The 21,510-nt window shown below is 61.0% G+C and carries 16 protein-coding genes; 14 read left to right on the forward strand and 2 right to left on the reverse strand.

Features of this window, described 5'->3' with window-relative positions:
* Positions 1 to 55: 55 nt before the first annotated feature.
* The 4 genes from U0O11_RS08635 to U0O11_RS08650 all read left to right on the forward strand — a co-directional run bounded on the left by U0O11_RS08635 (position 56) and on the right by U0O11_RS08650 (position 6,208).
* Positions 56 to 1,276, forward strand: a complete 1,221-nt coding sequence (locus U0O11_RS08635; RefSeq protein WP_324692453.1) for an ABC transporter substrate-binding protein — start codon at positions 56 to 58, stop codon at positions 1,274 to 1,276.
* Between the two features lie 4 nt (positions 1,277 to 1,280).
* Positions 1,281 to 3,722 (forward strand): putative bifunctional diguanylate cyclase/phosphodiesterase, encoded by a 2,442-nt coding sequence (locus U0O11_RS08640; RefSeq protein WP_324692454.1) that lies wholly within the window; start codon positions 1,281 to 1,283, stop codon positions 3,720 to 3,722.
* A gap of 289 nt (positions 3,723 to 4,011) precedes the next feature.
* Positions 4,012 to 5,664 (forward strand): nitrite/sulfite reductase, encoded by a 1,653-nt coding sequence (locus U0O11_RS08645; RefSeq protein WP_324692455.1) that lies wholly within the window; start codon positions 4,012 to 4,014, stop codon positions 5,662 to 5,664.
* Positions 5,657 to 6,208, forward strand: coding sequence for a DUF934 domain-containing protein (locus U0O11_RS08650; protein ID WP_324692456.1), 552 nt, complete (start codon positions 5,657 to 5,659; stop codon positions 6,206 to 6,208). Before U0O11_RS08645 ends, U0O11_RS08650 begins: the two co-directional genes overlap by 8 nt.
* A gap of 189 nt (positions 6,209 to 6,397) precedes the next feature.
* On the opposite strand, the gene U0O11_RS08655 is transcribed toward U0O11_RS08650, so the two are convergent.
* The gene (locus U0O11_RS08655; protein ID WP_082388754.1) at positions 6,398 to 6,571 is read right to left on the reverse strand and encodes a DUF2970 domain-containing protein; all 174 of its coding nucleotides are present in this window, start codon (positions 6,569 to 6,571) and stop codon (positions 6,398 to 6,400) included.
* 301 nt (positions 6,572 to 6,872) lie between these two features.
* Between U0O11_RS08655 and U0O11_RS08660 the strand changes: the two genes are divergently transcribed.
* Positions 6,873 to 7,232: a hypothetical protein gene (locus U0O11_RS08660; RefSeq protein WP_303592505.1), complete on the forward strand. Its 360-nt coding sequence runs from the start codon at positions 6,873 to 6,875 to the stop codon at positions 7,230 to 7,232.
* A 319-nt stretch (positions 7,233 to 7,551) separates the two neighbouring features.
* Here U0O11_RS08660 and U0O11_RS08665 read toward each other — a convergent pair whose 3' ends face one another.
* Positions 7,552 to 7,851, reverse strand: a complete 300-nt coding sequence (locus U0O11_RS08665; protein WP_324692457.1) for a hypothetical protein — start codon at positions 7,849 to 7,851, stop codon at positions 7,552 to 7,554.
* Positions 7,852 to 8,315: 464 nt separating this feature from the next.
* Between U0O11_RS08665 and U0O11_RS08670 the strand changes: the two genes are divergently transcribed.
* From U0O11_RS08670 to U0O11_RS08710, 9 genes are all read left to right on the forward strand, one after another.
* Positions 8,316 to 10,697 (forward strand): cache domain-containing protein, encoded by a 2,382-nt coding sequence (locus tag U0O11_RS08670; RefSeq protein WP_324692458.1) that lies wholly within the window; start codon positions 8,316 to 8,318, stop codon positions 10,695 to 10,697.
* Positions 10,698 to 11,032: 335 nt separating this feature from the next.
* The gene (locus U0O11_RS08675; RefSeq protein WP_324692459.1) at positions 11,033 to 11,830 is read left to right on the forward strand and encodes a FadR/GntR family transcriptional regulator; all 798 of its coding nucleotides are present in this window, start codon (positions 11,033 to 11,035) and stop codon (positions 11,828 to 11,830) included.
* Between the two features lie 97 nt (positions 11,831 to 11,927).
* Positions 11,928 to 13,076, forward strand: a complete 1,149-nt coding sequence (dgoD, locus tag U0O11_RS08680; RefSeq protein ID WP_324692460.1) for a galactonate dehydratase — start codon at positions 11,928 to 11,930, stop codon at positions 13,074 to 13,076.
* A gap of 96 nt (positions 13,077 to 13,172) precedes the next feature.
* The gene (locus tag U0O11_RS08685) at positions 13,173 to 13,964 is read left to right on the forward strand and encodes an SDR family NAD(P)-dependent oxidoreductase (protein ID WP_248378217.1); all 792 of its coding nucleotides are present in this window, start codon (positions 13,173 to 13,175) and stop codon (positions 13,962 to 13,964) included.
* Positions 13,961 to 15,016, forward strand: coding sequence for a 2-dehydro-3-deoxygalactonokinase (locus U0O11_RS08690; protein WP_324692461.1), 1,056 nt, complete (start codon positions 13,961 to 13,963; stop codon positions 15,014 to 15,016). The genes U0O11_RS08685 and U0O11_RS08690 overlap by 4 nt, the downstream gene beginning before the upstream one ends.
* 106 nt (positions 15,017 to 15,122) lie before the next feature.
* The gene (locus U0O11_RS08695; protein ID WP_216060643.1) at positions 15,123 to 15,737 is read left to right on the forward strand and encodes a 2-dehydro-3-deoxy-6-phosphogalactonate aldolase; all 615 of its coding nucleotides are present in this window, start codon (positions 15,123 to 15,125) and stop codon (positions 15,735 to 15,737) included.
* Between the two features lie 104 nt (positions 15,738 to 15,841).
* Positions 15,842 to 16,768, forward strand: a complete 927-nt coding sequence (locus tag U0O11_RS08700; RefSeq protein ID WP_324692462.1) for an SMP-30/gluconolactonase/LRE family protein — start codon at positions 15,842 to 15,844, stop codon at positions 16,766 to 16,768.
* Positions 16,769 to 16,815: 47 nt separating this feature from the next.
* Entirely contained in the window at positions 16,816 to 19,035 is a 2,220-nt protein-coding gene (locus tag U0O11_RS08705) for an alpha-galactosidase (RefSeq protein ID WP_324692463.1), read from the forward strand.
* A gap of 69 nt (positions 19,036 to 19,104) precedes the next feature.
* Entirely contained in the window at positions 19,105 to 21,093 is a 1,989-nt protein-coding gene (locus tag U0O11_RS08710) for a beta-galactosidase (protein ID WP_324692464.1), read from the forward strand.
* Positions 21,094 to 21,510: the final 417 nt, after the last annotated feature.

Here is a 21,510-nt window from a genome sequence, read left to right on the forward strand (position 1 = left end):
ATGGCAATTTTATTGCTATTGGTCTTCGCTACGATGACGAAATCATGGGGCCATAATGAGACTAACGCACCTACTCTACCCGCAACGCTTCCTCAAAATGGCTAGGGTAGGCATCGTAACCACATTGATATGTCCCACTTTGCTAGCTCATCAGGCAGAGGCGGAGAGCATCATTCCTTTCAAGCCCATCAAACATGTGGTGTTCCTGAACCCAGGTCATGCTACAGAAACTTTTTGGGCACAGATGATCAAGGCGGCTTCTACCACAGCTTCCTCGTTGGGAATGACATTGGAAATTGTCAATGCCAAGCGCAATACCGACGAATTTATTCGTTTGGGCAAACAGGTAATGATGCGCCAGGATCCCCCTGACCTGCTGATCATCACCAATAATCACGGCCTTGCCATTCCAATACTGGCCACCAGTGACGCCACTGGAGTACCGGTCATGATTGTGCTTAATAGCCTGTCACCTGAGCAACACAAGATCGAGGGCAAACCCCTTGGCCGCCATACCTATTGGTTGGGAAGTGTCTCGCCTGATCATCAGCAAGGTGGCCATGACACCATGCAGGCACTTATAGAACGACACCACAAAGTGTATGGCGAATCTGAAGGCGCTGTTATTGCCCTTGTGGGCGGGCTACACGACGAAGCATCTCGCCTGAGACTACGCGGGGTGCAGGATGCTCTGCGTAAAGCCCCCTATCTATCCGTGGATAGAACATTTCAAGCCAATTGGAATTATGAGGATGCATTCAAGGCAGTGGACCGCTATGTAAAGCGTCAGGACAGTAGCCTGCCACTGCGGAGTATCTGGGCTGCCAGTGACCTGATGGCGATTGCAGCGATAGACGCACTGAAGCTCAATGGCTTGCGCCCTGGTGAAGATGTAATTGTCGCTGGCATGGGCTGGACTCGCGAAGGGATTGATCATCTACGAACCGGTGAAATGGAGGCCAGTGCGGGAGGTGATGCCTTGGCGACTGCCTGGGCACTGGTGTTGCTGGCAGCTGTCCAGCAAGAGGTGATCACGCCAGAAGCGCTTGGCACTCGCTACTACAGCATGGGCCTCGCCACGAGTGCAGCCCCAGATTCTTATCTCGACGAGATCCCGATGGAAGTACTGTCTCTCAAGCCGATGGGTCGGTTGGTAGAGATAGTGGCGACCTTGCCCAACAATGCCGCGCCGTTCCTACCGCCACCTCCACGCCAAGCCTCCCCTGCCGGTACGCTGGAACATGAGTCTGTGGCCTCTGCCACCGAGGGAGAATAACGCGATGAATGATGCCTCGAAGCTCGTAAAGACTCCCGGTGCGGCGTCCGATAATGATATCGAGTATTCGCCATCACTCAGGTGGCAAATACTACGGATACTTGCCCCGCTGGTGTTCGCCATCTGTGCCATCAGTGGAATCGTGAGCTACCATCTATATGCCAGTAAAGCCGTCGAGCACATGCACGATGATCATCGTAAGATGATGAACATTGTGGCCATGTCGATGCCCGACGCCATTTGGAACTTTGACGATGAGAGAGTCCATGCTTACCTCGAGACTCTCAGCCATCATGATAGCGTCCATGCCGTGCGCTACTTTAATCATGAAGGCAAACTTGTCGAAGAGATTGCTAAAAGGGGGACGGCTTTCGAACCCCTCACTCATTCGCATAACCTTGTCTATCAGAACTCTCTGGTCAAGCAAAGCGTTGGCAGGCTCGAGTTGGAAAGCACCAATGCCCCTTTACTTACTGCACGCTATCAAGGCGGAACAGCCCTGTTCGTGATTGCCCTTATCATAATTCTGTTGATTCTGCTGCTGCTGTCTTGGCAACTCAAGCGTTATGTGGCGACCCCTTTAAGCACGGCGATAGATCACATGCGCCAGCTGGAAGACCAGCATGCCATATTCCATCGAGCTCCCTTCTCCCAATCACGCGAGATCAATAAGGTGATCGTGCAGCTGAACAAGCTTGGGGAGCGTCTTTTCCACATGATGGAAGCTCTACGTCAAAATGAAGAGCGCTATCAGCACTTCTATCGTGACACTCCAGCATTACTGCTAGTGATTGATAATAAGGGAAATGTTCAGGATGCTAGTCAGCTAATGCTGGAGACGGTTGGCTGGTCACGTGAGCAACTTATTGGCGTGCCCTTCCATTCAATCATCAATAGTCAGAATGGTAAGCAGATCCATCGCCTTAGCACAGCCCTGCGGTTGGGCAGTGCCTGCGATGATCAAGTGATGACTTTGAGATGTCAGCATCAAGACGACCGTCAGGTTCAAGTGGTCATACCAGCAGCCAAAGGCAAACAAACCCGAGGCACGATGATGCTTCTGACGGACATCACCGAACTGACACGGACCCAACAACGACTGATGGAACATGAGCTGATTGATCCCTTGACGCAGTTACCCAACCGGCTGTCGCTCAATCACCACTTGAAGCAGTTAATCGCATGCGACGATGTTTTCGGCCTCTTGCTGGTCAATATCGATCGATTCCATAGCATCAATCATCACCTGGGACCGATGGACGGTGACCTGCTGTTGAAAGAGACTGGTGAAAGACTAAAAGAATGTCACCCTGCCTGGATCGGACGAACAGGCGGTGATGAATTTGTCATGACCTGTGATATCAATGACTTACGCCCACTGGTACGCCGGATTCAAACCGCCTTCTCTCATCCGCTACTCAAGTCTGGCGAATCCATCAATCTCAGTCTGAGCATGGCGGGCCTGGAGGCCCAAGCAAATGATGAGAGCCCCAGCCGCTTGATGCGCCTGCTGGAACTTACCGTGGTCGATATCAAACATGAAGGGGGCAATCAATACCGCACCTGCGTCCGTGATAGCGTGCTGGAAGACGGTGAACCGTTGTTCTTGAAGGAGCGCATGATTCGCGAAGCCTTGGCCATGGGATGGTTCCGTCTTTATCTACAACCCATTTTCCGGGCAGCCAGCCCGGACCTCGAAGCTCCTGAGCTGCTAGGCGCGGAAGCATTGATCCGCCTTGAGCACCCAGAACTCGGCCTCGTGCCACCCAATGAGTTCATCCCGGCGGCAGAAAAGACCGGCCAAATCATCGATATCGGTAACTGGGTATTAGAGGAAGCGGCCGTCATTCTAAGTGAATGGCGCAGGATCGGGATCGAGGAGCGCTACCTGTCTGTCAATGCTTCCGTCATGCAGTTCAGGGATCAATGCATGCTGCACCAGCTCGAGTCACTGCTCGAGCGCTACCCAATTCATCCCTCGCAGCTGGTGGTCGAGGTCACCGAGAACCTGATGCTCGACAGCAAAGACAGCCTGCGTTATCAACTGCAGGCAATACGCAGACTGGGCGTCAACCTCTCGCTGGATGATTTCGGGACAGGCTTCTCATGCCTCTCCTATCTGCATGATCTGCCTTTCGGCATTCTGAAGGTTGATCGCTCCTTCGTCATGAATGTCGAGACCAGTCGCCGGGACAGGGAGCTGGCGCGGGTCATCGTCGCGATGGGCCAGTCACTCGGCATGCAGGTCGTTGTCGAGGGGGTCGAGGAGCGGGGGCAAGCCGAAATCTTCCAGGCCATGGGCGTCCACGCCTTCCAGGGCTATCTCTTCGGTCGCCCGATGCCGCAGCAGGCCTTCGAGACGCGCTTTCACGCCAACGCGGATGCGCGTGTCAGTCTGCTGAAAGCTGTCAGGAGCGCACCAGGCACAGACAATGACCTGGGCTGACGGCATCTGACTGAGGCCCTCCGTTCTGCGCAAGCCCGGCATGCGCAGGCCCGTGCCTGTCGTGAGCCCCCGGGCAACATGACCAGACGCCTTCCCCTCCGGCGGCTGGTCTTTTCTTTTTCGCTGCTGGTAGGCAAACTCAACGCGCCTTCTTAATAACGCCATCGTCGAAAACTATGAGGATTTATTCTTTTAAAGAATAAAGAATAGAGGGTATGGTGGCTTCAGCATCAACAAGATTCGCATCAGTGGACGATCATCTGATGCCCGACCGCAGGACACCCCTGACATGTATCGCTATGACACCTACGACCAGACACTGGTCGACGAGCGGGTAGCTCAGTTCAAGGACCAGATGGATCGCTATCTGGCGGGCCGTCTGGGAGATGAAGAATTCCGCCCTCTGCGCCTGCAGAACGGCCTCTACATCCAGCGTCATGCCCCGATGCTGCGTATCGCCATTCCCTACGGCATGTTGAGCGCTGTCCAGCTGCGCGCCATGGCGGCCATCAGCCGTCGTTATGACCGTTCCTATGGACACTTCACGACTCGCCAGAATCTGCAGCTGAACTGGCCGAAGCTGGAAGATGTCCCGGCGATTCTCGCCGAACTGGCTCAGGTCGAGATGCATGCGATCCAGACCAGCGGCAACTGCATCCGCAATACCACCACTGACCAGTTCGCCGGTATCGCGGAAGACGAGACCGTCGATCCGCGTCCGTGGTGTGAGCTGATCCGTCAGTGGTCCACGCTTCACCCGGAATTCGCCTATCTGCCGCGCAAGTTCAAGATTGCCGTCACCGGTGCCAGCGCCGACCGTGCTGCCATCCAGGTCCACGATATCGGCATTCGTCTCAACCGCGCCGACGATGGCAGCGTCAAGGCCACCATCCTGGCGGGTGGCGGTCTCGGCCGTACGCCGATGGTCGGCGACATCGTGCGCGAAGACCTCGACTGGCAGCACCTGCTGACCTATCTGGACGCCATCGTGCGTGTCTACAACCAGTGGGGCCGTCGCGACAACAAGTACAAGGCGCGCATCAAGATCCTGGTCAAGGCACTGGGAATCGAGGAATTCCGTCGTCGCGTCGAGGAAGAATGGGCCCACCTCAAGGATGGCCCGGAAACCCTCACCGACTCCGCCGTCACCAAGGCGACCAGCTACTTCCCCGAGCCTGAGCGTCGTGAAGTCAGCGCCGAGGCCATCGAGGCCTATGAAACCCTGCGCCGCGAGAACCGTGCCTTCGCGCGTTTCGTGACCAACAACGTCGTCGGACACAAGGTGCCGGGCTACAAGGCCGTCACCCTGTCGCTCAAGCGTCGTGAACTGGCCCCGGGTGACGTCACTGCCGACCAGATGGATGCAGTGGCTGACCTCGCGGAGCAGTATGGCTTCGGTGAGCTGCGCGTGACACACGAGCAGAACCTAGTGCTGTCAGACGTGCCGGTCGATGAACTCGAGACACTCTGGAAGGCGCTGGAAGATCTTGGAATGGCCAACCCAACCGTGGGCACGCTGGCAGACATGATTTGCTGCCCTGGTGGCGATTTCTGCTCGCTGGCCAATGCCAAGTCGATTCCCATCGCTCAAGCACTGCAGGACCGCTTCGAAGACCTCGACTTCCTGTACGACCTCGGCCCGCTGGACCTGAATATCTCGGGCTGCATGAATGCCTGTGGCCATCACCACGTCGGCAACATCGGCATTCTGGGTGTCGACAAGAAAGGCCAGGAGTTCTACCAGGTCTCGCTGGGCGGACGCAGCGACGACAACGCCACGCTCGGCAAGATCCTCGGCCCGTCTTTCAATGCCGAAGACATGCCGAACGTCATCGACAAGGTGCTGCAGGTGTACGTCGAGCAGCGCCTGGAAGATGAAGTCTTCGTCGACACCTACCACCGCATCGGCATGAAGCCGTTCAAGGAGCGGGTCTATGCCTGAGATGACTGCAGAAATGACATCAGCACGTGAATTGACCGATCAGCGCCAGGGTGGCGTCATCCGTCAGAATCAGCTGGTGAGCGAAGATGCCTGGCAGGTCGTGCGTCTGGATGAAGACGGCAATCTGCCGAGCTATCAGCAACCCGCCCTGCTGCCGCTCGCAGAATGGCAGGCGCTGGTCGCCGCCGGCGAAGGCTCTGATCATCTGGCGCCCTGGCTTGCCAGTGACACCGAGCTCACACCGGAACTGGGCAAGGCACTGACGGACGCACCGCTGCTGGCGGTCGACTTCCCGAACTTCAATGATGGCCGCGGTTACACCATCGCCCGCCTGATGCGCGAGCGCTTCGGCTATCAGGGTGAGATTCGCGCCATCGGTGACGTGCTGGTGGATCAACTCCACTACATGAGTCGTTGCGGCATCAGTGCTTTCGCCCTGCGTGACGATCAGTATGTGGAAGATGCCTTGCATGCCCTGAGCTCGTTCAGCGTCAGCTATCAGACCGGCGTCGACCAGAAGACGCCGCTGTTCGCGCGTCGTTGATCGCCCGCTCTTGATCACTCACTGCTTCTGCCTTCGGATAGACACTGGATAGAAGGCAATCGCAGCCGAGTGAGCCAAGCAAAAGCCCCCGTCCAGGATGCTCTCCTGGGCGGGGGCTTTTTTCATGCCTAATGTTTCGTATCTGAAGCGTCTTGTCTGACGTTTCGTCTCTGTCGCCTGAGCGCCTCATCAGCCGGCGACGACCGTGGACAGCAGTGCCATCCCTCCCACCAGCAGTGCGGCCATCACCAGTCCCACCACCAGAAAGTCCAGCGCATGGCCGTGCTCGAAATCACGCTTGCGGTTGGCCTCCTTCTGGACACCAAAGAATGCTGCCAGTACGGATTTGACTTCATTGATCATGATCGCCTCCTTGTCGGTGACCTCACGCAATTCATCATCTGGGCACAGGGTTGTCTGAGGACAGGATTGTTGAAGCCAGGGTTGTTGAAGCCTGAGTTGACTGGGGACAGCACAGGATGCTCGCGCGCATTCCAGCAGAGGGAGCTATGCTCAACTCAGCTCAGGTTGCGAAGCCTGTGCCACCAAACACCAGCCACTATCACTATTGGTCACAATAACGCCAAACACCAGCCGCCCCGCAGGTATTTCCCCCAAGGTTTGCACTCATCAGCTATCAGATACCATGAGACAGGAGTCCAGAATGCCAGTCGCCAATCAACCGATGCAGCCTTTCGCTGCCATGTTCAGCACCCCACTGCCCTGGATGAATCGACCCGACGACCTCGTGCATCCCCTCGCCCCCTTGATGCGTTGTCAGCAGGTATGGTGGACCCTGAGCCTCAAGGCATATGAGCAGGAAATCGAGTTTATTCGCATGTGGCAGACCAAGAGCATGGAAATGGGCCAGTGCCTGCTATCGACCGGGTTCGTTGACCCTCTCGAGTCGAAGGAGTGCCTGACGGAGATCGTCAGTGATGTGCAGGAACATACCGTCAAGCGCCTGCAACGCCTGCAAGGCCTGACAGATGAATTGAAGGAAGCCATCTGGGAGGAGATCTAGGCCCAACCCCGAGGTCGAGGGCCGGTGGGAGCGTTGCCGAATGAAGTTTGCCGTCAAACAGGCAAGCGGTCTCGTAGATATGTCGGCAAGCCAATAACAAGACGTCAGAAAATCTATCGGGCTAGATAACCATTGGAACCAGATGCGCCCAGCGAGAAACGCACAACGCCCAGCCTTCAGGAAGAAGTGCCGGGCGTTGTTCTTGCAGGCTTGCACGCTTGCAGGCCTGAACAGACCATCGCGACGCGCAGCGCCATATCTGCGTAGCTCAGGACTTGGCTCAGGGCGTAGTGCAAGAGACGTCAGCCAAGACTAAGGCTTACGCTGACTTCTCTGACTCCGCGTCTCCCTTGAAGGCCTCAAGCTCACGCAGCCATGTCTGGGCGGCCTCGCGATCGAGATCGAATTCCGCGATCAGGCTCTCGAGCCGCGCCACGAACTCCGCTTCACGCTGCTGAGCGCGCGCGTCGTCGGCGTCGTGGTTCGACTCAGCGGCGGGCGCAGGCTGAGAAGAGCGATCCAGCGCATTCAGCTCTTCCGCCAACGCCTTTTCGAGCTCATCAAAGAGAGCACGCTGCTTGCGAGCACTGGCAATGATCTTTTCATCATGTCGGTTCATGCACGATTTTCCACTTTTGATCTTGTCGACAACAAGAAGACAACGCTATGAGTTCACTGCAGGACGATGAGCGACAATTTGACTTGCAGCTTATGCACGACACCTTCAACACTCGACCGGCGCGCCTCAAATCAAGATGTTAGCGAGCCTCTTCTGGACAGCCATAGACAAATGACAGATATCTTCTTGAAAGCCATACAGAAAACTAGCTTCATCATGCCCCTTTCAACGCCTGCTCGCAAGACATCGCGCGATACGCAAAGCGCGCAAGTGCCCTGAACTGGGGCTTCGCGGAGTGTTGGGCACTCTCACTTGGCATCTGGATGGCAACACCGTAGCGTTGGCTAGATGACGTCGAGGCCTGAAACGACATCTCCTGGGTCTTGCGCTAGCCGCTATGCTCGAAACAATGCCATCATCGCCCTTCGCAGCGCCACCGCATCACTCATGGATGACGTGACTCGATGATCAAGGATAGTGATCTCTCTCGACATGGGCCAGATACCGGCCCGCCCGATCTTCGCTCCCCGGACAGACAGCGTCCGTTCGGCAAACCCTTGCGCCTGTGGCTGGGGTTGACCGCTCTCTCCTGCCTCTCGCTTGGCGGCCTGCTGGTATTTCAGGAATCGCAGAGTCGCGAGCAGGACATTCTGCAGGCCCAGGCGACCCAGATGCTGGTCGCCCGGGAGCGGCGTCAACAGGCCAGCCTGATGGTGGAGCAGACACTGGGCATGATCGCCTCGCGACATCGCGATTACGAGCATCGTCTGCAACGTCTTCTGATCACCACCATGCGCTCCCCGTCACTGGGCATCAGCCATCTGAGTGGTCGTGATCGCTCCTTCGTCAGCACCGAACTGTTGCGCCAGTTCCCGGACCTGCGCATCAACCCGGACTGGATCGACATCGTGCAGCTCCCCACCACGCTCCCCCCTGACTGGTGGAATCAGGAGCTGAATCAGCGCCTCAACGCGGGCATGCGCAAGGCGCAATTCCTGCGCGGTACGGATGCCGGACTGGTGTTTGCCGTGCCTCTGGGGCAAGAGGAAGACAGCCCCGGCGCCGTGCGCCTTGATCGTCGACAGCAGCCTGCCCCCTGGGCGCTGGTGCATATCGACCCGAAGATGGTGGCCTTTCTGGTCGCCAATGAGCTGAGACAGTCACTGCACGCGAGTATCGAGCGCGAAGAAAGCCGCTATGTCTGGATCAACGAGATACTGGACCCGACCGGCGGTGAGGGTTATGCACGCCGCTTGATCCATCCTCTGCTACCCGACACCGAAGGCAAGTTGCTGTCGACCGAGTACCAGGACAGCAGTGGCCGCTTCCCGTATCGCACCGAGCTCGAGGGTGTCTTGAACGGCAGTGGCATCTACTTCGATTACCGCTTCCCCAAGCGCCCGGGCGCCGAGCAGGTCGACAAGACCGCCTACGCCGCCCTGTATCCCCCCTTCCAGTGGATCATCGCCAGCGGCGTCTATCTCGATGACATCAGTAAAGCCGCCTTCAAGGCGCACGCAGACTTGATGAAGAAGAAGCACGCGCTGGAGCGTTGGCACTTCCTGATCACGCTGCTGGTGACCTTGATGCTCTGCCTGGCCTTTGGTTACGCCTTCCTGCGCCAGTATCGTGAGCGACAGCTGCAGATGCGCCAGCGCATGAATCAACTGGAGCATGAGCTTGAGCAACGCGGCGAAGACAGGCTAGGGTCGGTGATGCGCATGATCCGCGACGAACGCTGTCCCGAGCGCTCGGGAGAAGACTGGCTGGCCGCAAACCTTGTCAGCGCGATCGCGACACGACTCGGGATGGACCGCCAGGAAATCGCCACGCTGGAACGCGTCGCCATGCTGCATGATATCGGCAAGCTGGCGCTACCCGACTCACTGCTGCGGCCGCGTGATGAACTGTATTTCGATCAGTATCTCTTGCTGCATCGTCATGTTGAGATCAGTGCACGCATGATGGAAGACGCCCTGATGGCACCTGCCGAAGCTGACCTGTTGCGTGCCAGCCAGCAGTTCATGCTCGGTGCCCCTCCTCATGCACACATCCCACAGGCAGAACAGGCCTCTCCCGATATTGCAGCGACCTCTCATGGCGAGGCTTCCCTCGCTGCCAGCACTCTGGCGATGGTCGTGCAGCTCATCGAGCTGGTGCGTCATACCGGGGTCAGTGAGGCCCAGGCGCTGTGCGATATCGAACACCGTCATGGCCATCTACCGCCAGAATTGCTGCAGGCGGTGCGTGAAGTGCTGACGGAGCAACCGATACCGCCGGCGCCCACCCTGCATCGACTCTGCCCGCAGCAGGTAGAACGTGACCCCAACCGGTGGCGCGACAACCACAGCGGCTGCTTCACCCGCGCATTGCTGGATGCCGCTCTCGAAGCACTGTCACGTGAGTGTCAGGACGCCATGGGGCAGCACATCACGCTATGCCATCTTCGCCTGAGCCGGAAGGAAGGAGCACGCCGCGATGCAGGCGACAGGCAACTTGCCCCCCTTGATGCCAAGCTTGGCCCGCACCTGAATGCCTGCTTCTATCCGCTGCGTGTCTTCCGCATCAGTGAGGGCAACTTCATCGTGATGGGCCATCAATGTCGGGATATCGCGCCTGCGCAGAAAGTGACTCGCCGCCCTGAAGGCAATGAGCCACTGTTCGAAGCGCCAGCCAATGGCACTGCCTCGCCGCCCACCGCCGATTCCCTGGCATCGCTGCTGTCATCACTGGAGGACACTGCGACACTGGAGATCACGCTGCTTGATCTCTCCTGCGCCCAGACACTCAAGGAATGGCAATTGACCCTCAATGGCTACCTGGCTCGCTACCCGCCATCGGCTTGATCCGGTCATGGCGTTTTCCATGTGACCCGCCTTCCCAATCCCAAAAGGCGTGACTGGGGCCAGGCATCGCGTCTGGCCTCTGTCGTTGTGGATGCACTCCTTGTTACTCCTCCCCTGTGACACGCCACCTTGTTGATTGCGCCCTTGTTGCTGTGTCGGGCGAACTTCTCGCGCGACCAAAGTTGAAGTGTCTGTCCCTTGTTGAAATGTCCGACATTTATTAATGTGTGTTCAGACATTTATTCTGATGCTCGGAATCTCATGCGTCAGCGCCGCGCTCGAAGATGGTGCGATGCAGTGACTCTCCTGACCATCACCTCATGACAGGCCACTCAATGACCGACTCTCTGGCGACAGCCTCGCTCGCCACTGACAGCGCTTCGGCGGACGACGTGACCCCGCGCAGCATGGAGGCCATCGCCACCTGCATGGCGCGGGAGATCCTCGCAGGCAGCTTCGGCCCCGGTGACAGCTTTCCGCGTGAACTGGACCTCTGCCAGCGCTTCGACGCCAGCCGCAATCGTGTTCGCAATGCCCTGGCTCAGCTGGTGAGCGCCGGGCTGCTGGAGCGCACCGCCGGGCGTGGCACCATCGTGCGCGAGATGAGCGAATGGCAGCTGCTGGACCCGCTGATGAGCCATTGGGTCAGCGGCCTCGACGGTATCAATCCAGACCTGATGCGCGAGATCTACGCCTTCCGCCTCTCCGTCGAGCCCTATGTCAGTGCGCTGGCCGCGATGAAGGCCAATGCCCAGGACCTCGCGCGCCTGGAGCGCGCCTTCGAAGGCATGGTCAATACCGCCAATGACAGCTCGCGCGAGGCGCATGCCGAGCACGATGTCGCCTTCCACGAGGCCATCTACCACGCCACCCACAATCTGGTATGGACACAGCTTGGCAGTTTGCTGCGCCCTTCCATCAGCCAACTGATCCACAGTACCCAGCAGTCCGCGCAGCAGCATGATCACAGTCATCATCGCGCCAGCCTCGATCGTCACCGCGCGGTGATGGAGGCCATTCGCCTGCGCCAGCCCGAGATGGCACGCACCTGTGCCGAGCGGGTACTGGAGACCGCAGCGCGCGATCTCGGCTTCTCACCGGACCACCCGCAGCTGGGGCACCGCCGCTTCTGATCCTGATCGGGCGTCAGCCGATGACGACCGATTCCACCACCCGCTTCGCCTGGCGCTGCCCCTCGTTCAAACGCCCATTCTCAACAAGGATGCATCCGTGAAAATCACCCGACTCAAGACCTGGCAAGTTCCGCCGCGCTGGCTGTTCCTCAAGATCGAGACCGATGAAGGCTGCTATGGCTGGGGCGAACCGGTCATCGAGGGCCGCGCCGCGACGGTCGAGGCCGCCGTGCACGAGCTGTCCGATTATCTGGTCGGTCAGGACCCGCGCAATATCGAGCACCTGTGGAACGTGATGTACCGCGCAGGCTTCTACCGTGGCGGTCCGATCCTGATGTCAGCCATCGCCGGCATCGATCAGGCGCTGTGGGACCTTAAGGGCCGTGATCTGGGTGTGCCTGTGCACCAGCTGCTCGGCGGCCCGGTGCGCGACAAGATGCGCATGTACGCCTGGACCGGCGGTGACCGCCCGTCAGATGTCGGCGCAGGCGCCAAGGCACTGGTCGATCAGGGCTTCACCGCCTTCAAGATGAATGGCACGCCGGAGATGCAGATCGTCGATTCGCACAAGAAAATCGATGACGCCGTGGCTCGTGTCGCCGAGGCCCGTGACGCGGTCGGCCCGGATGTCGGCATCGGCATCGACTTCCATGGTCGCGTGCATCGCCCGATGGCCAAGGCGTTGCTGCGTGAGCTGGAGCAATTCCACCCGATGTTCATCGAGGAGCCGGTCGCGCCTGAACACCTGCCGTCGCTCAAGCACATCGCCGAAGGCATCGCGACGCCTATCGCCACCGGCGAGCGCCTGCACACCCGCTTCCAGTTCCGAGACCTGCTGGCGGACGGCATGGTCGACATCATCCAGCCGGATCTCTCCCACTGTGGCGGCATCAGTGAAGGCCTGAAGATCGCCACCCTGGCCTCGGCCTACGATGTGGCGCTGGCCCCGCACTGCCCGCTCGGCCCGCTGACGCTGGCGGCCTCGCTGCAACTGGACGCGGTGTGTCACAACGCCTTCATCCAGGAACAGAGCATGGGCATCCACTACAACAAGGACAACGACGTACTGGATTACCTGGTCGACAAGGAGGCACTGGCGATCAAGGACGGCTTCTGCGCCATTCCGCAGGGCCCGGGGCTGGGCGTCGAGATCGACGAAGCCTTCGTCGAGGAGCGTGCCAAGGTCGGCCATCGCTGGCGCAACCCGCTGTGGACCCACGAAGACGGCTCCGTCGCCGAGTGGTAATGCCAAGCAAGCTGCAACGCACACACTGACAACACAGACGCCATGCCAGGACAGGCCTTCCGCCGAAGGCCTGTCACGCTCAAGGAAGGATTCGACATGACTCGTACCGCATCATCCGAACGCCCCGCCTTCGCCGACTTTCGCTACCCGGACCTCGAAGGCGCCAGCGTCTTCATCACCGGCGGTGGCTCCGGCATCGGCGCCGCGCTGACCGAAGGCTTCCTCGCCCAGGGTGCCAAGGTCGCCTTCGTCGGCCTGTCCGATGCCAGCGAATTCTGTGACGCCATGGAAGCTCGCTACGCCAATCGTCCGCTGTTCATCCCCTGCAACATCCAGGATATCGAGGCGCTGCAGGCCGCCGTCGCTCAGGCGCGTGAGGCTCACGGCCTGATCAATGTGCTGGTCAACAACGCCGCGCGTGATACCCGTCATACGCTGGATGAGTGGACGGTGGAACAGTGGGATGAATCCATCGCCACCAACCTGCGCCCGCAATTCTTCACCGCCCAGGCCGTGGCCCCCGACATGCGCGCGCTGGGTGGCGGCGCCATCATCAATCTGTCCTCCAACAGCTACATGCTGGGGTTGGGCGGCTACCCGACCTACGTTACCGCCAAGGCCGGCATCATGGGCATGACCAAGGCGCTGGCGCGCGAGCTGGGCCCGGACGCCATTCGCGTCAACTGCCTGATTCCGGGCTGGGTGATGACGGAGCGTCAGCGCGAGCTGTGGGTCAACGACAAGGACTTGAACGAGTGCATTGATCAGCAATGTCTGAAAGAGGCCATTCCGGTCGAGGACATGATCAATCCGTGCCTGTTCCTGGCCTCCAGCGCCTCGCGCATGATGACCGGCCAGCCGATGGTGGTAGACGGAGGCCGAGTGTGAGCGCCGTCAGCGTCACGCCGGCCTGGATCGCCGTCGACTGGGGCTCCAGCAATCTGCGCGCCTGGGCCGTCAATGGCGACGATGCAGTCATCGCCCAGGCCAGCAGTGCCCGCGGCATGCTGGGACTGGCGGCGGATGAGTTCGAGGATGTGCTGCGCGTGCTGATCAATGATTGGCTGCCCGACGATGCAACCTCTCCCATGCCGGTGCTGATCTGTGGCATGGCCGGCGCGCGTCAGGGCTGGCAGGAGGCGGCTTACCTGCCGTTGCCCTCGGAGAAGACGCCTTCCCGTGATGTGCTGGGGGCACTTTCCGAACAGCTGACCCATGTCGCGACCTGCGACAGCCGCCTTGCCGTCGCCATCGTGCCGGGCCTCTGTCAGCAGCAGCCGACCTACGATGTCATGCGTGGCGAGGAGACCCAGCTGGCGGGCCTGGTCGCCGCCCAACCGGACTATAGCGGTGCGGTGTGTCTGCCCGGCACCCACGCCAAGTGGGCACATCTCGCCAGTGGCGCGATCACCGGCTTCAGCACCTTCATGAGTGGCGAGCTCTACAAGCTGCTCAGTCAGGATTCGGTGCTCAAGCACTCCGTCGCCGCGGGGGATCTCAGCGACACCACCCAGCGCGATGCCTATCTGGAGGGTATCGATACGGCGCTTGCCGCCCCGGAGCGCACCACCGCGCAACTGTTCGGCATTCGTGCCCGCGACCTGCTCGATACGGCTCTGCCTGAGGCTGATGCTCGTAAGGCGGTACTCGGCGCACGCCTGTCAGGCCTGGTGCTGGGACTTGAGCTGGCGGGCGCCACTGCGGAGCTTTCGGATCACGCCACCATCACCCTGATCGGCGACGCCGTGCTGTGCCAGCGCTATCAGGTCGCGCTGGAACATCTGGGCTATCAGGTCACCACCGCGGCCAACGCCGACATGATTCTGGCAGGGCTTGGACGCATCCAGCGTGCACGATCAGCCGCGCAGGCATCGTCATCAGACCGTGGATCGCCCTCGGCCCGTGCGTCGTCATCGGATCGCGCCTCTGTGAGCCATTGATTCAGCGTTGCTGACATTGCTAGCCAGTGAGCCACGTCACTCCCCACTTCACACAGCCCTTATTCAAACAGCTCCTCTTCAAACAGCCCCATTTCTGGAGATCGCCATGAGCCTGCCTCTGGTCGCCATACTGCGCGGTGTGACACCGCAAGACATCATCGCCATCGCCGACGAGATTATCGCCGCCGGCATCACCCGCATCGAAGTCCCGCTCAACTCTCCTCAACCGCTGGAGAGCATCGCCGCGCTGGTCGAGCACTGCGAGCGCGCGCATGGCGGCAAGATCCTGATCGGTGCCGGCACCGTGCTGACCCCGCAGCAGGTGCGCGATGTGCACGCCGCCGGCGGTCGTCTGATCGTCTCACCCAATGCCGATGTCGACGTCATCCGCGAAAGCCGCCGCCTGGAGATGGTCTCGCTACCCGGCATCGTCACGCCGACGGAAGCCTTCGCGGCCCTCGCTGCCGGCGCCTCGGGCCTCAAGCTGTTCCCGGCGACTCAGGTCGGCATCGTCAACATGAAGGCCATGCTGGCCGTGCTGCCCAAGGACACCGAGCTTTATGCCGTCGGCGGCATCGGCAGTGACAACTTCGCCGAATGGCGCGCGGCGGGTGTCCATGGAGCTGGCCTCGGCACGGCCATCTACACGCCCGGCCTGAGCGCCGCTGAGGTGGGCGAACGGGCCCGCACCCTGGTCGCGGCATGGCAGGCAGCTGACTGACAGCCACACACGGATGGCGACAAGCCACGTCGCTGCAAGAGCGACGAGAGCGCGCCAATAGCCCATGGGTATAAGCGACCACGGATATCGCAAAGGAGCAGCAGATGACGTCATCACCATGCCTTGGCACTGCCAGGCGCCTCGTCGCCAGTGGCTGCGAGCTGGGCGAAGGACCAGGCTGGACGCCCGCGACCAAGGCCCTGCCTGCGCGGGTGCGCTGGCTGAATATTCTCGCCGGCGAGCTGCATCACGCCGCCGCCAACGGCAGTGATCACGTCATCACTCAGCTTGCGCGCCGCACCTCCTACGCAGCCGTTACCCAAGACGGCGATTACCTGCTGGTCGCAGAGGGAATGCTCTCGCGCTTCAATCCCGAGACCGGCGCCGTGGAAGATGTCATGCCCTTCGAGGCGGACACGACGCCGGCCACGCGCAGCAATGACGCGCGGGTCGATCGTCACGGCAGTCTGTGGCTCTCGAGCATGGGCTGCAACGCAGAGTCCGGCGCTGGCAGCCTCTATCGGCTGCATCGCGGTGAACTGACCCGCGTGCTCGAGGGGCTGAGCATTCCCAATGCGCTGTGCTTCTCGCCGGATGGCCGCTTTGCCTATTTCACCGACACCGTCAGCGGTCAGGTGATGCGCTGGCAGCTGGACGCCGATGGCTGGCCACTGACGTCGGCAGGTGAATACAACGCCCCCGAAGTGTGGGCCGATCTGCGGGATGCCGGTGGTGGCCCGGATGGCGCCGTGATCGATGCCGATGGCCATATGTGGATCGCGCTCTGGGGAGCCGGCCGCGTGGCAAGGCTCGACCACGACGGCAAGGAAATCGCCCATGTGGCGCTGCCGGTCAGCCAGCCTTCGTGCCCGCTGTTCGGTGGCGAGGGGCTGAGTACGCTGTATATCACCACGGCGCATGAAGGCATGGCCACGCCGGATCATGCGGCGGGTGACGGTGACCTCTTCGCGCTGGACCTGTCAGCACACGGCTTCAAGGGACTGGCAGAGCCACCGCTGGTGCTGGGCTGACACTGCCATTCCGTCTCTGATCTCTCTTTATTTCTGGACCCTTCATCATGACCGCAGACGCCCCATCTTCCCGACCGTCGGCTGCGCCTGACGCGACCTGGTCAAGTGATCAGCAGTGGTTGAGCCTGAGTGCCGATGGCATCCAGCTGCAGCTGGATCTCGCCGATGGCCTGCTCAAGCTGGCCCATTTCGGGCGCATCGCGCCCATCAATCCGGATCAGCACCGCCTGATGAGCGCTGCCGCCACGCCTCAGGCGAGCCTGGATCAGCTGCCGCCCAACACCCTGTTCAATGATGCCGGGCTCGGCTTTGCCGGCTATCCCGCGCTGATCGGTGATCGCGAAGGTCGCGACTGGCTGACGGCGATGCGCCTGAGCGAGGTGGACTGTTCGACGGATGCCACCGGCGCCCACGCTCGCCTGACGCTTCGCGACAGCCTGAGTGAGCTGGAAGTGCTGCTTGCGCTGACCCTCACCCGCGAGGGCGTATTGCGTCAGCAGACGACCCTGAGCAATCAGTCATCAGCGCCCTACCGGCTCGAATGGCTGGCGGCCGCCTGCCTGCCGCTGCCGGTCCGCTTCGAGGAATGCCTGAGTTTCGGTGGCCGCTGGGTGCAGGAATTCACCGAGACGCGTCATCGTCTCAGCGAAGGCACCTTCACGCTCGAGAACCGTCGCGGGCGCAGCTCGCATCAACGCGTGCCGACGCTGATCACCGGCACGCCAGGCTTCAGCGAGCAGCGTGGCGAAGTCATCACCGCGCATCTGGCGTGGAGCGGCAACCATCGCGCCCTGATCGAGCGTCAATTCGATGGCAGCACCCAAGTGCAGATGGGCGCCCTGCTGCTGCCCGGCGAGCAGACGCTGGCCGCCGGCGACAGCGTGACCACCCCGGAAGTGGTGATGGCCTGGTCAGATATGGGCATCAATGGCGCCAGCCAGCGCATGCATCGCACCCTGCGTGCGCGCCTTGACTGGCCGGTGGCTGACAAGCCGCGCCCGGTTCACGTCAACACCTGGGAAGCGCTCTACTTCGATCACGATGCGACGCGCCTCCAAGAGTTGGTCGTTGCCGCCGGTGAGGTGGGTGCCGAGCGTTTCGTGCTCGATGATGGCTGGTTCGTCGGCCGGGATGGCGAACGCGCCGCCCTGGGCGACTGGTATCTGGATGCCGGCAAGTACCCGCAGGGACTGGGGCCGTTGATCGAGTCCGTACAGGCGCATGGCATGGAATTCGGCCTGTGGGTCGAGCCCGAGATGGTCAATCCGGACAGTGAACTCTTCCGCACCCATCCGGACTGGATTCTCGGGCTGGAGGGGCGTGAACAGCCGCTGGGACGCTATCAATGCGTGCTGGACCTGACTCGCCCCGAGGTCTGTGACTATCTGTTTGCGCGCCTCGATTCGCTGCTCAGCGAATACCCGATCAAGTATCTGAAATGGGACATGAATCGCGACCTGACCCACGCGGGCGGCCAGTCGGAGGAAGGTCGCGGCAAGCCTGCCGCCCATGCTCAGGTCAGCGCGCTCTACTCGCTGCTGGCCCGCATGCGAAAGGCGCATCCCGGTGTCGAGATCGAGAGCTGCGCCTCGGGTGGCGCGCGCACCGATCACGGCATTCTGCGGCACACCCATCGCGTCTGGACGTCTGACTGCAACGACCCCCACGAGCGCACGCATATCCAGCGCGGGGCCAGTCGCGTATTGCCGCCGGAGCTTCTGGGCGCGCATATCGGGCCGCAACACGCCCACACCACCTCGCGGCACACGACGCTCGCCTTCCGTGCCTCCACGGCACTGTTCGGTCATCTGGGGCTGGAGCTGGATGTCAGCCAGCTCGATCAGGCGGAGCGCAGTGAGCTGCGCGGCTGGATAGCGCGCTACAAGTCGCTGCGTGGCCTGCTGCACAACGGTGTCAGCTGGCGTCTGGATTGCCTGGATGACAATCAGCATACCCATGGCGTGGTCAGTCAGGATGGCCAGCAGGCCCTTTTCAGCATCAGCCAGCTGGCCATGCCACGCCACGCCGTGCCCGCCGCCCAGCCCCTGACCGGCCTGCAAGCCGACACGGCCTACCGGCTCGAGCTGCTGGAACTGCCGGAGCACCCGGAGCGACGCATGAAGCAGCTGCCCGCCTGGATCAGCCGACAACAGGCCGGCGAGCCGGTCGTTGTCTCCGGTGAGTACCTGATGCGTGAAGGCCTTGCCCTGCCGGTGCTGGACCCTGACCAGGCGATCCTGATTCACCTTCAGGCGGTTGCGGCATGACCCGTGCCGCGCAGGCCGTGATGGCCTGCGCCGCGCTCGCTCCCCATTTTCAGCTTCAAGGATGAACCCATGCAGCTCGGTGTCTGTTACTACCCGGAACACTGGCCACGTGATCGCTGGCCACAGGATGCTCGCGACATGATGGAAGCCGGCATTCGTATCGTGCGTATCGGTGAATTCGCCTGGAGTCGCCTGGAACCCAGCGCGGGCGATCTGCGCTTCGAATGGCTGGATGAGGCCGTCGAGGTTCTGGCGGCGGCCGGTCTCAAGATCGTGATGGGCACCCCCACGGCGACACCGCCGAAATGGCTGGTGGACGCCCACCCAAACATTCTGGCCGTCGATGAAAATGGCGACACGCGTGGCTATGGCTCGCGTCGTCATTACTGCTTCTCTTCGCCGACGTTTCGTACCTTGAGCGAGCGCATCGTGCGCCTGATGGGCGAGCGCTACGCAAACCATCCCGCGATCATCGCCTGGCAGACCGACAACGAGTACGGCTGCCATGACACCATCCTCAGCTACTCCGCGGCCGCCCGCGCCCGCTTCCCAGCATGGCTCGAGGCGCGCTATGGCTCGGTCGAGGCCCTCAATCAGGCCTGGGGCACGGTGTTCTGGAGCATGGAAGTCAGCGAGTTCTCCCAGGTCGAGGCGCCCGTTGGCACCGTGACCGAACCGCATCCGGCCATCGTGCTCGATTATCGACGCTTCTGCTCCGACATGGTGGTCGAATACAACCGCCTGCAGGTGGATACCCTGCGTGCCGCGGGTGTCAGCGGCGATATCGTGCACAACTTCATGGGCCTGTTCACCGAATTCGATCACTTCGATGTCGCCCGTGATCTGGATATCGCCAGCTGGGACAGCTACCCGCTGGGCTTTCTGGAGCGCGGTGCCCACGATGATGCCACCAAGGCCCATTATCGCCAGCAAGGCCATCCGGACTTTGCCGGCTTTCATCACGACCTCTACCGCGCCATGTGCAAGGGCCGCTGGTGGGTGATGGAGCAGCAGCCGGGCCCGGTCAACTGGGCGATCAGCAACGCCGCGCCCTTGCCCGGCATGGTGCGACTGTGGAGCCACGAAGCCTTCGCGCATGGCGCCGAAGTCGTTTCCTACTTCCGCTGGCGTCAGGCACCCTTCGCCCAGGAGCAGATGCACGCTGGCCTGCTGCGCCCGGACGGCTCGCCCGCCTCGGCCTGGCCGGAGCTTTTGCAGCTGCACGATGAGCTGGCGACACTCGCGGAGCATGACACGACGCCTGCCCAGCAGGCGCCCGTCGCCCTGACGTTCGATTACGCCTCCATCTGGGCCTGTCAGATCCAACCCCACGCCGAGAATTTCAACCCGCTCGAGCTGTACCTGAGCTGGTACAGCGCGCTGCGGCGACTCGGGCTTGATGTCGATATCGTCTCACCGCGCGATGCGCTCAGTGGCTATCCGCTGATCGTACTTCCCTGTCAGGTGATCGCCGATGAGGCACTGGCGGCGCGTCTGAGCGCGGCGCGCGATTCAGGCAGTCGCGTGGTGATCGGCGCACGCTCCGGCTCGCGTACGCCGGAGTTTCAGATTCCCATGGAGCTGGCACCCGGCGCGCTCAGCGAGCTGACGGGCGTCACGGTTGATCGAGTCGATGGCCTGCGCCCGGGCGCCGAGCCGGTCGTCACACTGAGCAACGGTGCACGCGGTCATGCCCTGCGCTGGCGAGACCTGCTCGATCATCAGCGCACCAGTGCACAGGTGGTAACGCGCTTCGAGGATGGCGAACCCGCCATCCTGCATCATCACGGCGTCAGCTATCTGACCGCCTGGTTGAGTGAAGACAGCCTGGTGGCGATTCTGCAGGCAGAGTGTCAGGCCTGCGGCATCACCACGCATGCCCTGCCCGACGGCGTGCGCCTGCGGCGGCGCGGGCCGCTGAGCTTCGCTTTCAACTATTCGCCTGAGTCACGCTGGCTACCCGAAGGCCTCGTCAATGACAGCGGGCTGCTGTCCGGTAGCCGGGTGCTGGCACCCGCTGACGTCTGTATCTGGATCAGTGACGAAAAACGCCCCTGAGTGCGGTGGCCCCTGCCCACTCATTCAACGCGAAAATCGACTTTGCTTGAAAGCAGGACATCTCTCGGATTTCGCGACCGGCAGAATGTTCGATCACTTATCGCGGCGCCTTCGGGCGCCGCTTTTTTGAACAGCTATTCTGGATAGCTATTCTGGGCGTCCATGTCACCTGCCCAGGCTTCATGAGTGACTACAACAGCGTGCTGACACAACTGCCCTGCTTACCGGCTGACTGAGGTTGCCACATCGTCGACATAAGGCAGACTAAAGATAACGGTATATTTTCTTATGTAAAATGACCTCTCTTTTCGCTGCGCAAGGCCAGATGGAGTTTGCCCTTGAGTGCTCGCTGACCGCACAGCGCTGCCACTTAAGGCGCATTGTTCTCATGTCAGACAATCTCTAGTGTGCTGGATG

It is taken from the genome of Cobetia sp. D5, assembly GCF_035666195.1.
GTDB lineage: Bacteria > Pseudomonadota > Gammaproteobacteria > Pseudomonadales > Halomonadaceae > Cobetia > Cobetia amphilecti.